The 12717-nt window shown below is 60.1% G+C and carries 13 protein-coding genes; all 13 read right to left on the reverse strand.

The genetic code is table 11. The annotated features are described in order from the left end of the window. Positions 1–77: 77 nt before the first annotated feature. The 13 genes from QA648_RS08275 to QA648_RS08335 all read right to left on the reverse strand — a co-directional run bounded on the left by QA648_RS08275 (position 78) and on the right by QA648_RS08335 (position 12717). Positions 78–812, reverse strand: a complete 735-nt coding sequence (locus tag QA648_RS08275; protein ID WP_104823363.1) for a PAS domain-containing protein — start codon at positions 810–812, stop codon at positions 78–80. Positions 813–1082: 270 nt separating this feature from the next. Continuing rightward, positions 1083–2015 carry a lipid A biosynthesis lauroyl acyltransferase gene (locus tag QA648_RS08280; protein WP_104825121.1) on the reverse strand — a complete coding sequence of 311 codons (933 nt, stop codon included), beginning with the start codon at positions 2013–2015 and terminating at the stop codon, positions 1083–1085. Between the two features lie 5 nt (positions 2016–2020). Beyond that, the gene (locus QA648_RS08285; RefSeq protein WP_104823364.1) at positions 2021–3049 is read right to left on the reverse strand and encodes a zinc-binding dehydrogenase; all 1029 of its coding nucleotides are present in this window, start codon (positions 3047–3049) and stop codon (positions 2021–2023) included. 54 nt (positions 3050–3103) lie between these two features. After that, a complete protein-coding gene (locus tag QA648_RS08290) occupies positions 3104–4390 on the reverse strand; it encodes a beta-ketoacyl-ACP synthase (protein WP_283050746.1) in 1287 nt (428 codons plus the stop codon). A 12-nt stretch (positions 4391–4402) separates the two neighbouring features. Next, a complete protein-coding gene (locus tag QA648_RS08295) occupies positions 4403–5608 on the reverse strand; it encodes a beta-ketoacyl-ACP synthase (RefSeq protein ID WP_283050748.1) in 1206 nt (401 codons plus the stop codon). A gap of 43 nt (positions 5609–5651) precedes the next feature. Further along, on the reverse strand, positions 5652–6125 hold the full coding sequence (locus tag QA648_RS08300) for a 3-hydroxyacyl-ACP dehydratase FabZ family protein (protein ID WP_104823367.1): 474 nt from the start codon (positions 6123–6125) through the stop codon (positions 5652–5654). A 122-nt stretch (positions 6126–6247) separates the two neighbouring features. Further along, positions 6248–6532 (reverse strand): acyl carrier protein, encoded by a 285-nt coding sequence (locus tag QA648_RS08305; protein ID WP_003495848.1) that lies wholly within the window; start codon positions 6530–6532, stop codon positions 6248–6250. 247 nt (positions 6533–6779) lie between these two features. Further along, positions 6780–7208, reverse strand: coding sequence for a L,D-transpeptidase (locus tag QA648_RS08310; protein WP_283050798.1), 429 nt, complete (start codon positions 7206–7208; stop codon positions 6780–6782). 121 nt (positions 7209–7329) lie between these two features. Continuing rightward, entirely contained in the window at positions 7330–8310 is a 981-nt protein-coding gene (gene cbiB, locus QA648_RS08315; protein WP_104823369.1) for an adenosylcobinamide-phosphate synthase CbiB, read from the reverse strand. Beyond that, positions 8307–9305: a threonine-phosphate decarboxylase CobD gene (gene cobD, locus QA648_RS08320; RefSeq protein WP_283050800.1), complete on the reverse strand. Its 999-nt coding sequence runs from the start codon at positions 9303–9305 to the stop codon at positions 8307–8309. The genes cbiB and cobD overlap by 4 nt, the downstream gene beginning before the upstream one ends. Then, a complete protein-coding gene (locus tag QA648_RS08325; protein ID WP_283050802.1) occupies positions 9302–10609 on the reverse strand; it encodes a cobyrinate a,c-diamide synthase in 1308 nt (435 codons plus the stop codon). Before QA648_RS08325 ends, cobD begins: the two co-directional genes overlap by 4 nt. Further along, a complete protein-coding gene (gene cobA, locus QA648_RS08330; RefSeq protein WP_283050804.1) occupies positions 10606–11454 on the reverse strand; it encodes a uroporphyrinogen-III C-methyltransferase in 849 nt (282 codons plus the stop codon). The genes QA648_RS08325 and cobA overlap by 4 nt, the downstream gene beginning before the upstream one ends. Before the next feature lie 312 nt (positions 11455–11766). After that, on the reverse strand, positions 11767–12717 hold the full coding sequence (locus QA648_RS08335; protein WP_283050806.1) for a nucleoside hydrolase: 951 nt from the start codon (positions 12715–12717) through the stop codon (positions 11767–11769).

Here is a 12717-nt window from a genome sequence, read left to right on the forward strand (position 1 = left end):
CCGGAAAAGACAAACGAATTACGCCCGCACAGTGCGGGCGTTATCGAAAAATTGTCGTCTGGAACCAAAACGGCCGATCAGGCCACCAGCATGTTCGCCGGAACGACGCTGACTTCATGCACCACCACCAGCGCGCCGATTACTTCGCCTCTCGACTTGGTGGCGCGTAGCGGCGTCATTCGGCAATGCAAGGTCTTGTTGGCCTCCTTCGGACGATAGGCCGGGTAGAGGCAATCGACCGTCTCGCCGGCAAAGCAGGCATCCAGCTTGGTCTTAAAGGTGCTTTCAAACAATTCGGAACCGGTGAATTCTGCAATATGCCGGCCGACCAGCTCGATTGGCTTTGACCCCAGAAATTCGGAATTGGCCGCGTTGCTATAGAGATAGCGATAGTCGCGCGTAATCACCGCGACACGGTCCGGCAGACTGTCGAGGATGACATCGTTCAGAACATTGTCCTCGTCGAAGCCGGCGACCTCGGCTTCGTGCTGGTTCTTTCCTGTGGAAAATGCCATCAGCACCTCCGCCGCGGCCTCGCTGGCGCCGCCGAAATAGCGATCGATCAGTGACGATAGCGACGCGGAATTGCGCATTACTCGTGAGCGGTCATCCGATTCCTCGCGGATGAGATTGCTCATAAATTGCAATTGCATATACATTTCGAGAAGGCTGGTGGCTTTATAAGCCAGGATCGCTGTAACGAGCGGCTCCAACTCGCGATCGAGCGAACCGACAAGTTCATCGTCACCCAGCTTGATTGCCCTTTGAATCTGGGTGCATTTCATGGAGAAGGCATGAAAGAGTGCCAGCAAATTGCCCTCCTGTCCTTGCCCATGGTTCAGCTTCGGGCCTCATTCCCGACGCTACCATAAACAAGGATATTCAGCCTGGCGCCCGCTATCTCACCAAGCTTTCTTGCAAATGCAATAACATGACTTACCCTCACATTCAATCCGGGTGAAATGAAGTTCTCGGTAAAGGCGAATTTTTCGAAAGACAGGACTTACCGAAGGTCTAATTTTGAGCCTAAGAAGGCTTAAGATGGTTCATTCTGCTACGAATTGTTTTATTTAAGTAATTACTTAGAAAAGAGTCTTTTTGATATTCCAGCGGTCGTGATACCACAGCCATTGCTCGGGATATTCCCTCACCCAGCTCTCTACCTTGTCGTTCAAAAGCTGCGCCGTCGCAGGCAGATCCAGATTACCGCGCGCATCGCGCGGCATCTCCAGTCTCGGTTCGATCTCCAGCCGATAGCGATTATCGGGCAGCCGGATGCAACGAGCCGGATAAACTTCGCAATTAAACTGACGAACCAGCTTCGGCAGCAGCGGATTGGTTTTGACGTCGCGACCGAAGAACAGCGTCTTCAGTCCCTTTCGGAACTTCTGATCGACCAGCACGCCAACCCCGCCGCCGGCTTCCAATTGCCTGGCCAAGGTGAAAGACGATCCCGCATGCGAGGGTACGAGATTGCCCATGCGCTTGGCACGAAAGTCAAAAACCTTCTCTGCCACATAGGGATTGTTCGGCGGACGGAATAGCACGGTGACCTTCAGCCCGAAGGCAGCGCCTGCAACCGGCAGCAATTCGAAATTTGCCGTATGTCCGGTAAAGACGATGAACGGCCGCGGATTGTCCCTGAGGTCGAGGAAGATCGGAATGCCGGATACCTCGACGCGGCCCGGCTTCTCGCTAAACGGATCGAAATCAAACAGCCGATCGAGGAAGACATACTCCGCCGCCAGCCTCCCCATATTGCCCCAGCTCGCCAGGGCAATCTCCGCGATCTCCGCCTCGCTCTTCTCAGGAAAAGCGTTGCGCAGATTGGTCAGCATCAGCTTGTGGCGGCTCGTATGCGGCCCGATTTTCCGGGTCAGCCAGTCGGCGAAGTTGATGCCGCCATCGGCGGGGAACAGCTTCAGGAAATTTAGGAAGCCGAAGATGATCTGCGCAATCAGCCATTGGCGGAAATGCCTGACGGCAAGCACGATCCGGGTGAGGACGAGCTTCACGCCGCTCAATCCATCTTGAGGATGATCTTGCCGAAGATCTGGCGCGATTCCATCCGCTCCAGCGCCCGGTCGATATCGCCAAAGCTCACTTCAGTGTCGATGACCGGATATACCAGCCCACGCGCCATCTTCTGCATGGCGTTCGCCATGTTCTCCATGCGGCAGCCGAAGGAGCCGAGCAGCTTTAGCTGCTGCTGGAACAGCATCATCAGGTTCATGTCGGTGGAGACGCCCGAGGTCGAGCCGCAGGTGACGAGACGCCCGCCACGCTTCATGCACAGCATCGAGCCGGCCCAGGTATCTTTGCCGACATGTTCGAAGACGACGTCGACGCCCTTCTTCTTCGTCAGTTTGCGCACCACGCCTTCAAAACGGTCGGTGCGATAGTTGATGACGTGATCGGCGCCGAGCGCCTTGGCCTTCTCGATCTTGTCGTCAGAACCGACGGTGGTGATGACGGTGCAGCCGATCTTCTTGGCAAGCTGGATTGCCGCCGTGCCGATGCCGGAGCCGCCGGCGTGGACAAGGATCGTCTCGCCGGGCTCCAGCTTGGCATTGTCGAACAGCATATGCTCGACCGTGCCGAAGGTGACGGGTGCCAAAGCAGCGCCAATCGCATCGACACCCGGAGGGGCCGGAACCAGCAGGCGCGCCGGCAGGTTGACTTTCTCCTGCGCGAAGCCGTCAAGATGGAAGCCATGCACGCCGCCGACATGTTCGCAGAGATTGTCGCGGCCTTCGCGGCAGTGGCGGCAGAGACCGCAGGTGCGGGCACCGTAGATCGATACGAGCTGGCCGGGCAGTACGTTGGCAACACCCGGTCCGATCGCCTCGACGACACCGGCCGCTTCCGCGCCGATCACCAGCGGCATCTTGCGCTTGGCAAACGCCATTCCGCGCCAGCCCCAGACGTCGATATGGTTGAGGGCGACTGCCTTCACGCGCAGGGTAACCTCACCCGCGCCCGGAGCTTCAGGCTCCGGTAGATCGGTGATCTCAAGTTTGCGGTCGTCGATCAATTGCAAAGCGCGCATGGCAAAATCCCCCGCCTCTCGGGCGCAGTAATGTCTTTTTGTTCAAAGGTCCGATTAAGCCGGTTCAAGCGCCATGACAAGGCTGGCGTTCTGTCCGCCGAACCCGAAGGAGTTCGAAAGAATGGCGCCCACCTGCTTTTCGCGCTTCTTGTTCGGCACGACGTCGAGAATGATCGACGGATCGGGATTGTTGTAATTGATGGTCGGCGGCAGCGTGCCGGTCAGCATGGTCTGCAGCGAGAACACCGCTTCGACCGCGCCGGCGGCCGTCAACGTATGGCCGATCATCGACTTGTTCGACGAGACCGGAATGGACGGAAGCCGCTCGCCGAAGACGGCGGACATGGATCCGTACTCCATCTTGTCGTTTTCCGGCGTCGACGTGCCGTGCGCGTTGATATAGCCGATATCGGTTTCAGCCATTCCCGCATCGGCAAGAGCAGCTCGGATCGTCGCGATCGCCGGGCCGCCGTCCGGCGACGAGCGGGTGCGATGGAAGGAATCCGCCTTGTCGCCGGCGCCCTTCATGATGCCAAGGATCTTTGCGCCTCGGGCAATAGCAGATTCCAGCGATTCCAACACAAGCGTTGCGGCACCTTCCGCGATAACGAAGCCGTCGCGGTCCTTGCTGAACGGCTTAGACGCCTTGGTCGGCGGGTCATTCTGCGTCGACAATGCCGAAAGCAGTGAAAAGCGGATCAGCGCTTCGGCACTGAGCGAACCATCCGTCGCGACTGTCAGCGACCGCGTGGTGCGACCCTGGCGGATTGCCTCGATGCCGAGCTGGATCGCGGTAACGCCCGATGCACAGGCCGTCGACAGCGTCACCGGCAGGCCGCGTGTACCGAAACGGTCGGCAAGACGCTCTGAAATGGCGCCGAACAGGGCTGCCTCGTGGAAAGCCGGATCGGGACGCTCACGCATTGCCGCGAGGAAGCGCTCATAGGCATCGGCCGGATGATCGGCCGGCGGCGAGCGGTCGGCCAGCTCGAAGCGTGCGCTCCATTCCGGCTCGATCGGCGGTGCGGCGAGGAAAAGCGGCGCGTTGAAATCACCCGAAATGCCTGCCTGGGCAAGCGCCTCGATCGTGGTCTCACGAGCGAAGGCATAGGAGCGCTCGACGGCGTTCGGTGCAGGGATGTCGATGAAATCCACGGTGCCGGCAATGCGCGTCGAAAGGCCGTCGGTCGGGAAGCGGGTGATCCCGTGGATCCCAGACGTGCCCGAGGAAAGCGCGTTCCAATTGTCCTGCAGCCCTTGGCCGAGCGACGTGATGATGCCCATGCCGGTAACGGCGACGATCGGGCGACCGAGATGATCCTTGTAGGCGGATGCGGTCATGATCCTAACTCCTCACGCTTCGGCGGAAAGTACGGCGACGCCTTCACCGCGCACATGCCCAACGGTCGTGACGACCGCTTTCTGCGCGCCGGCAGTCATCGGCTTTTCATGCGTGGCATCGAAAGGCGGTACCTTGGCCTTGTTGGCGACCGCCAGAGCGGCAAAGGCGAGCCCAAGCGGAAACTGGCTTTCAAGGCCGTGGCCGGAAACGCCGGCGTAGCCCCGAATGGCCGATCCGGGCAACTGCGCTTCTAGAACAGCCTTCTCGCGCGTCGCGAGATCTGGGATCGCAGTCGTGCCGCAGAAGACGACCGTGCTGTCGCCTTGCGCGTCCTTGGCGGGCGCGAGCAAGTGCTCCAACCGGGCCTCGAACTTGCCGCTATCGCGGCTGCCGCGATCGCCTTCGATGGCGTCGATGGTTGCGTAGATGCGCGCGCCACGGCCTGCGGCATGGGTGCGCGATTCGAGCACGAGGAAAGCGCTGAGCGAACCCATGATCATACCGCCGCCATCTTCAGGCTTGCGGGACCAAAGCGGATGCCAGTCGCCGATCGCATGCGCGTTCACTGATTCGATCAGCAGTATCATGTCCTGACGCTCGGCCGAAAACGCACCGCCGACCAATGCATGGCTCGATTCGCCCGACCTGATGCGATGGAAAGCAGTTTCGATGGCCGAGATGCCGGAAGCTTCCTCGCCCATGAAGGTGCGCGACGAACCCGTGACCTTGTGGACGATGGAGATATTGCCAGCGAGCAGATTGGAAAGCTGGGCGAGGAACAGCGTCGGACGCAGCTCGGTCGTCAGCTTTTCGTTCAGAAGCAATTCGCGGTCGTTGCGCTTCAGACCTTCGTTGACGATCAATGTATCGACATTGATGTCGCGCTCGCCGCCGCCGGCCGCAACGATCATGTCCATGCTGCCGCAAGCGTCCAGATCGTCCTTGAAGCCGGCATCATCCAGCGCCAGGCCGGCGGTGAAGACGCCGATGCGCTGCCAGTTTTCCATCTGGCGCTGATCACCACGCTTTGGGATCTGCTGCGACCAGTCAATCTCCGGCAGCGGATGCACGGGATAGGGTTTGAATTTCTCGGTCTCGACGATGGTCGGCGGCACCTTGTCCGACGTCAGCAGGGCGACATGCGCATCCTTGCCGACACCCTGACAGGTGACGATGCCGATACCCGTGATCACCACATCATTCTGAGCCTTGCTCATTCATCAATCCTCTTAGAATGCGGCGCCATGCAAGCCGGAAACGTCAGCCATTGGCGGCGATAGCGTCGAGAAGCCCGACCTCGCCTGCCCGCTTGCGCACGATATCGGCGAGCGGCACCTCATTAAACGGCATGGTGCGCAGCTTCAACTGCGCATCGCAGATCTTCTTGCCGGCAATCGTGATCCGCGCCTTTGTCACCGCAAAGCCCGAGCCGTCATGCTCCAGTTCCGCCTCGATGTCGAGCTTTGCTTCCGGCTCGACGAAGGTACGCATCTTGGCGCCGTCGACCGACATCAGGAACGGCATATAGGCGAATTTCGTTGCCGCGAGCACCAGCATACCCGACGCCTGCGCCATGGTCTCGATCAGAAGGACGCCGGGAACGAGCGGCATGCCCGGAAAGTGACCTTCGAAAACGGGGCTCTTGGCCGGAACGACCGAATGCGCCTTCAAAAGGCCCTTGGTGAGATCGACCGACTCGACCCGGTCAATCATCTGGAAATATTCCAGCAGCATTAACGCCTCCGATCCGACCCGGTGACGCGGTTTGGCCCGGGTAGGATACGATAGTTAAGAATGAAACCGCCCGGCCGCCATATTTCAAGGGCGGCTGGGCGTCAAAAAAGCAAGGACGTTGCTCAGCCCTTGGCGGCGCGCAATTCGTCGATCTTGGCACAGAGGTTCTTGAGGACGAAATATTCCTCAGTCGAAACCTTGCCCTCGTTGACTTCCTGCGTCCACTGTTCCAGCGGAATCTTGATGCCGAATTCCTTGTCGATGGCGAAGACGATGTCCAGGAAGTCGAGGCTGTCGATGCCGAGGTCGTCGATCGTGTGGCTCTCTGGCGTGATCGTTTCACGGTCGATTTCGCTTGTCTCAGCGATGATGTCGGCAACTTTGTCGAATGTAGCAGTCACGCCCATACCTCTTGAAATGATAATTCAACCCTCCTCATAGGGAAATCCATTCCAAAAGCCAATGGTTTCCACCCGAGACCCCGGTAATTTGGCGAAGCACTGTTGCCTAAACAGCAAAGATACTTCCGGTGCGCAATTGCCGGAACAGCGGCCGGCATGCGAGCAAGATACGGCAGCATTGCGGCTTAGTGGCAAAGCCAAGCAAATTAGTTGCAATCCCAGCCAGATCGCGGGTGCAATGAGCAAACCGTGGTCACTGGTTGATGATAATGCGCGTGTTGCTCAGCCCCACCTGCGATGCCATCGAGAAGAAGGTCGCGGCGTTTCGCGGTTCCAGACGGACGCAGCCATGCGATGCCGGCCGGCCGAGATGCTTCAGCTCATAGGTGCCGTGCACCGCGTAGCCGCCGTTGAAGAAGACCGCATAGGGCATCGGTGCATTGTCGTATTTCTTCGAGCGATGATCGCGCGACAACCACTTCGCGGTATAAGAGCCGGTAGGGGTTATATAACCTCTGCGCGCCGTCGATACTTTCCAGCGATACTTGAATACGCCGTCTTCGGAAACGGTCATCGTCTGCGACCGAAGATCAACACTGGCGAGAACAGTTCCAGCCTGCGCTGTTGTAACATGAAACTGCATGCATAGACATGCGGCAGCGGCCGCCGTTATTCGCTTCATTTCGCCCCTCCACCGTTTGCTTCTTTTCGAAACAATTCCGATGGAGAGAATAACTACCAGCTCTCTGATTATACTAAATTAATACAGATAGTGACCAATTCGTTAACGCAAGCGTGGCCAATCACAACAACAACAGGAATGCCGCGAAGGCGATAAGCGTCAGCATCGTGCATGCCGAATAGAAGATCGAGATGCCGCTGTCGACATCGCTGACGGTGGCGATATCGCGGCCGGAACCATTGATCATCGGTTCGCGCACGACCTCGCCGCCGTAGACGCGCGGCCCGGCAAGCTGAATATCCAAAGCGCCTGCCATCGCCGCCTCCGGCCGGCCGGAATTCGGCGAGCGGTGCAGCCCGCCATCACGAACCGCAACGCGGATCGTATTGCCGAGTGCCGAAATCCCCTTCTTGGCGAGCGCACCGGCGGCAATGAACAGGATCGACAGCCGCGCGGCCGGCCAGTTGGCGATGTCGTCCAGCCGGGCCGCAGCCCAGCCGAAATCGATATAGGTCTCGGATTTATGGCCGATCATCGAATCGGCCGTATTCAGCATCTTGTAGAGAAACAGGCCCGGCAGGCCGAACACGGCATACCAGAGCGCCGGCGCCACCACGCCGTCGGAAAAATTCTCGGCAAGGCTCTCGATCGCGGCGCGGCAAACGCCGGGTTCGTCCAGCGTTTCGGGATCACGACCGACAATGCGCGATACGGCGCGGCGTCCACCGTCGAGCCCCTCGCTGCGCAACGCCTTCGATACCTCGCCGACATGATCGGCCAGGCTCTTCTGTGCCAGGAAGATCGCCACAAGGCCTGCTTCGGCCAGGATGCCGAGCCAGCCGAAGAAGGCGAGCAGCCCGTGCACGGCGAGGCCGGCTATGACCGCGCCGAAAAGCAGCGCGACAATCGACATCACGCCATTGCGGCGTCGCACCAGACCAGGCAGGCCCTTGATGTTGAAATGACCGTCGAAAAAGGAAATCGCCTTGCCGAACAGCGCGACGGGATGCGGCATGCGCTGCCATAGCCAGTCCGGATCGCCGATGAGGCGGTCCAACAGCAATGCCAGAACGAGGATGAGCAGATGTTCGTCGATCGTCATATCGAATAAGCCTCGAGCGCCCTGGCAAGCCTGCGATCGGTCACCTCGTCTGGGGCAAGACCAAAGCGCAGCCAATTCGGCGCATAGTCGAACTTGCGGACAAGAATATGATGGCGGCAGAGATGCGTACATATGTCGCTTGCGCGATCATCGGCAACCAGCGCGAACAGCCCCGTGCCGCCGGCGACCTGAAGCCTGGCTTGGCGAAGTACCGCATCCAGCGCCGATCTGCGATCGAGAATGCGGTTGCGGATGGAGGTTGTGTCACCGGTCATCAACGAGGCGGCCAGTGAAAGCGCCGGTCCGGAAACGGCCCACGGGCCGAGCCAATCCTCGAAACGCTCCAGGATCGAGGCTTGCGCGATAACGAAACCGAGGCGCAGACCGGCCAACCCGAAGAATTTGCCGAAGGAACGGAAAATGATGAGATTCGGCATGGAGGAAGCATAAGGCGCCAGGCTGCTTTCCGGCTCCATGTCCCCAAATGCTTCGTCGACCACCAGCATGCCGCCGCGCGGCTGCAGCCGGTCGTGCAATTCCCGTAGCCGGTCGACGGACAGAGTTCGGCCATCCGGATTGTTGGGATTGACGACGATGACCAGCTTCTGTTCGGGAGTGAGATCATCGATCCCCGTAATCTTGCAGACGGGCAGACCCGCCAGCGCAAAGGCGCGGGCATATTCCCCATAAGTTGGCGACAGGATGGCCACACCGCTTGCCGATGCAAGTCGCGGCAGTAGCTGAATCACCGACTGCGTACCTGGGACAAGCAACGGCAGGATATCCTCGCTGCGATAATAGACTCTCGCCGCCGCCCTCGCCTGTTCCACCAGATGCTGATCCGGCAGCCGATGCCAGGCCGAAACGGAAATTTCCGGCAAGGCAACGGGATTGGGGTTGATGCCGGTCGACAGGTCGAGCCAGTCCTCCGGTTGCCCGCCGTAAAGGCGAGCCGCCGCCGTGATGCCGCCGCCGTGTAAGATCCTGTTCGTCATGCGGCCTCACCGGCAAGGTCGATCAGGTGCATATAGGAGCCGGCGACATTGCCGCGCTGCAGTCCGGCCGTACCAAGATCGTCCCCCAGCGCGTCTTTGACAGCGAACAGCCGATCCGCCGTACCTTCCGAGACAATGGTCGAATAATGGAATTCATGCGCCGTCATCGGTCGGTCGAAGAAAGAACCGTCAAGCGGCACCACGCGCCGGTAGCCGAGATGCCGCTGGCGCTTTTGATAGCTGGTGACGACGGGCAACAGCCCGAGCATTTCATGACGCATGCCGGTAGCATCCACCAATCCCTCGCCAAGCACCATGTAGCCACCGCATTCGCCATAGATTCGCGCACCCCGGGCGGCGGCTGCCTTCATTGCTTCTTGAAAGCGAGATGCCGCCGCAAGCCTGCCCGCATGCAATTCCGGATAACCACCGGGTAGATAGATGGCGTCGGCATTATCAGCCGGGGCCTCATCGGCAAGCGGCGAGAAAAACGAAATCTCCGCCCCGCGCCGGCGCCAGCCGAGCAGCATATGCTCGTAGCAGAAGGCAAAAGCGATATCGCGCGCCACGGCGATGCGCTGCCCAAACGGCATCAGCCGGGCAATGTTGGCGGCCGATGGCCGAACGAGATTCTGGTGTGCGGCGCGCAGCAGCAGCCCGAAATCGCATGCCTTGGAGACCGTATCCGCCGCATGCTCGATGAACGCCTCCAGGCCTGCATGTTCTCCCGCCTGCACGAGCCCGAGATGCCGCTCTGGCAAGGTCAGTCCCTTGTCGCCGCGAATGACGGCGGCTACGGGAATGCGCACGGCTTCCAAGGCGCGGCGCAGCATCGCTTCATGCCGGTCGCTGCCGACGCGGTTAAGGACGACGCCGGCGATACGGACATCGGCCCGGAAATTGGCAAAGCCGCTGACGAGCGCAGCAATCGACTGCGACATCCGCGAGGCGTCGACCACGAACACGACGGAGAGCCCAAGGAAAGCGGCGAGATCGGCCGGTGTGCCCGAGCCATCCGCCGCCCCGTCGAACAATCCCATCATCGCTTCGATGACCAGCATCCGCCCGCCGCCACGATGAAGCGCCGAATTGGCCGAAATCAATTCGCGGCGCATGGCCCAGGGATCGAAATTGAGGCAGGGCGAACCGCTAGCAGCGGCGAGGAAGGCAGGGTCGATATAGTCGGGACCGGCTTTGCCTGGGGCCACCGCAATCCCCATTTTCCGCAGCGCTCGCAGGAGGCCGAGCGTGACCGTGGTCTTGCCCGAGCCCGAAGCCGGCGCGGCGATCAGCAAGCCGCTCATGCTGGCACCTTATGACCGGTTCCCGCCCGCACCTCCGTCTCCGGCAGGAGCTTGCGGCCGGATAGAGCGCCCAGCCAGTCGAGGGAAGGCCGCAGCTTGACCACATTGCCAACCACGACGATCGCCGGCGGCTCCAGGCCGGATGCAGCGACATCGGCTTCGGCCTGCCCGAGCGTCGTTTCCAGCACCTGCTGCGCCGGCGTTGCGGCATTGCAGACGAAGGCGACCGGCTCGTCGGCCGAACGGCCAGCGGCAATGAGATTGGCGCTGATCTGCGCGATATGCTTCATCGCCATATACATGACAATGACGGGCGAGCCCTTGCCGATCGCTTCCCAATTGATCCCGTCCGGGACGACGCCTGAGGAATCGTGGCCTGTTAGGAAAGTGACGGCATGATTGACGTCGCGGTGGGTTACGGGAATGCCAGCATAGGCGAGACCGCCGATGCCGGCGGTAATACCCGGCACGATGCGGAACGGGATCCCGTGTTCGACCAGCATTAGCGCTTCTTCGCCACCACGCCCGAATACGAAGGGATCGCCGCCCTTCAGCCGCAACACGCGCTTGCCCGCACGGGCCAGCTCGACAAGACGCAGGGAAATGTCCCGCTGCTTGGCAGACGGCTTGCCACCGCGTTTGCCCGCATATTCCAGTATCGCACCGGGATGGGCGAGTTTCAGGCAGTCCTCGTTGACGAGCGCGTCGTGGACGATGATGTCGGCCTCCGCCAGTCCCTTGGCCGCCAGCAAGGTCAAAAGCCCGGGATCACCCGGCCCCGCGCCAACAAGCCAGACGGAGCCCGGCTCCAGCGCCGGCAGATTGGAAAATGCGGTATCGTTCATCCCACCTGTCCTATGCCCGGATGGGCAAAATTGCAATCTTGGGAATGGGATAAGGCCGCTCCGGCTCGACTCTCATTTCCCTCGTAGAATGATAGGATAAATCGGATCTCAGCAGCGGCGATGCTGCGCTATTCGCTTTTCCCAAGACGACGAAGACACCGGAAAGAAGCCAATGTATCGTTTGAAATCTCCGACTCGAACTGCCAGGGCGTCGGCACAACGATCTGATAATATTATAAAATAAAAAATCTTGCGAATAAGACGCTTTCGGAGAGGGCAGCACAGCCGTCCTCTCCCTCTGTCCTCAGCGGTTCACTTGCCGAGAATCACATCGCGGATCAGATCGATCACCGCTTGTGAACGGATGCCGGTGCAAACGATCTGGCTCGGCAGATTGTCCCATTCGTTCGGCGGAAAATGGCGCCCGTTCGGTTTGACGATCGTCTGGCCGTCGGCAATGCCGCCGCAGACGACACGTACAGAACCTTCGATCGTATCGAACAGCTCCGGCGCCACGACATAGACGCAGGCGCAGCTATCATGCACCATCATGCCGTCGTCGACCGCATGGCTGTAGAAATCGATATAGGATTGAGACAGGTCGGCCAGCAACTGCACGGACGGCCCCCCCGCCTTTGCCATGTCGGCGAGATAGCTGCGGCTCATCGTCGTGATCGCGGTCACGTCGAGGCCGACGACTACGACCTTCCAGGCTGCGGTCATGACGGCATCGGCGGCTTCCGGGTCACCGTGAATATTGGCTTCCGCCACCGGCGTGACGTTGCCCGGAACATAGAAATTGCCGCCCATGATGACGACGTCTTTCACCAGCTTGGCGATCTCCGGATCATGCTTCAGGGCCATCGCCAGATTGGTCATTCGGCCGACTGCGACAAGGGTCACCTCGCCCGGATTGGCGCGGACTGTATCGATGATGAATTGATGCGCCGGACGCGGATCGGTCGCCAGATCGATCGTTTCAGGCACTTCGATATCGCCGAGACCATTATGCCCATGCACGAAGGTAGGCCAATCCCGCTCCTTTCGCGACGGATCGAACGTGACGCTGGCGCCGCGGGCGACCGGGCACGGAATGTTCCATTCGCGCTTCAGAAACAGCGCGTTGCGCGTCGTCGTGTCGACGGAAGCATTGCCGAACACGGTGGTGACGCCGAGAAGATCGATATCCGGATGGCGATGCAGGAAGAGAAGCGCCATGGCGTCGTCGACGCCAGGGTCCGTGTCGTAAATGACCTTGTGCAT

It is taken from the genome of Rhizobium sp. CB3171 (assembly GCF_029714265.1).
Classification (GTDB): domain Bacteria; phylum Pseudomonadota; class Alphaproteobacteria; order Rhizobiales; family Rhizobiaceae; genus Rhizobium.

Bases quoted from the DNA above. Each gene is read 5' to 3' on its own strand.
- QA648_RS08285 (WP_104823364.1), bottom strand. From the start codon at position 3,049: ATGCGCGCTTTGCAATTGATCGACGACCGCAAACTTGAGATCACCGAT.
- QA648_RS08290 (WP_283050746.1), bottom strand. From the start codon at position 4,390: ATGACCGCATCCGCCTACAAGGATCATCTCGGTCGCCCGATCGTCGCC.
- QA648_RS08295 (WP_283050748.1), bottom strand. From the start codon at position 5,608: ATGAGCAAGGCTCAGAATGATGTGGTGATCACGGGTATCGGCATCGTC.
- QA648_RS08300 (WP_104823367.1), bottom strand. From the start codon at position 6,125: ATGCTGCTGGAATATTTCCAGATGATTGACCGGGTCGAGTCGGTCGAT.
- QA648_RS08305 (WP_003495848.1), bottom strand. From the start codon at position 6,532: ATGGGCGTGACTGCTACATTCGACAAAGTTGCCGACATCATCGCTGAG.
- QA648_RS08310 (WP_283050798.1), bottom strand. From the start codon at position 7,208: ATGAAGCGAATAACGGCGGCCGCTGCCGCATGTCTATGCATGCAGTTT.
- cbiB (WP_104823369.1), bottom strand. From the start codon at position 8,310: ATGACGATCGACGAACATCTGCTCATCCTCGTTCTGGCATTGCTGTTG.
- cobD (WP_283050800.1), bottom strand. From the start codon at position 9,305: ATGACGAACAGGATCTTACACGGCGGCGGCATCACGGCGGCGGCTCGC.
- QA648_RS08325 (WP_283050802.1), bottom strand. From the start codon at position 10,609: ATGAGCGGCTTGCTGATCGCCGCGCCGGCTTCGGGCTCGGGCAAGACC.
- cobA (WP_283050804.1), bottom strand. From the start codon at position 11,454: ATGAACGATACCGCATTTTCCAATCTGCCGGCGCTGGAGCCGGGCTCC.
- QA648_RS08335 (WP_283050806.1), bottom strand. From the start codon at position 12,717: ATGCACAAGGTCATTTACGACACGGACCCTGGCGTCGACGACGCCATG.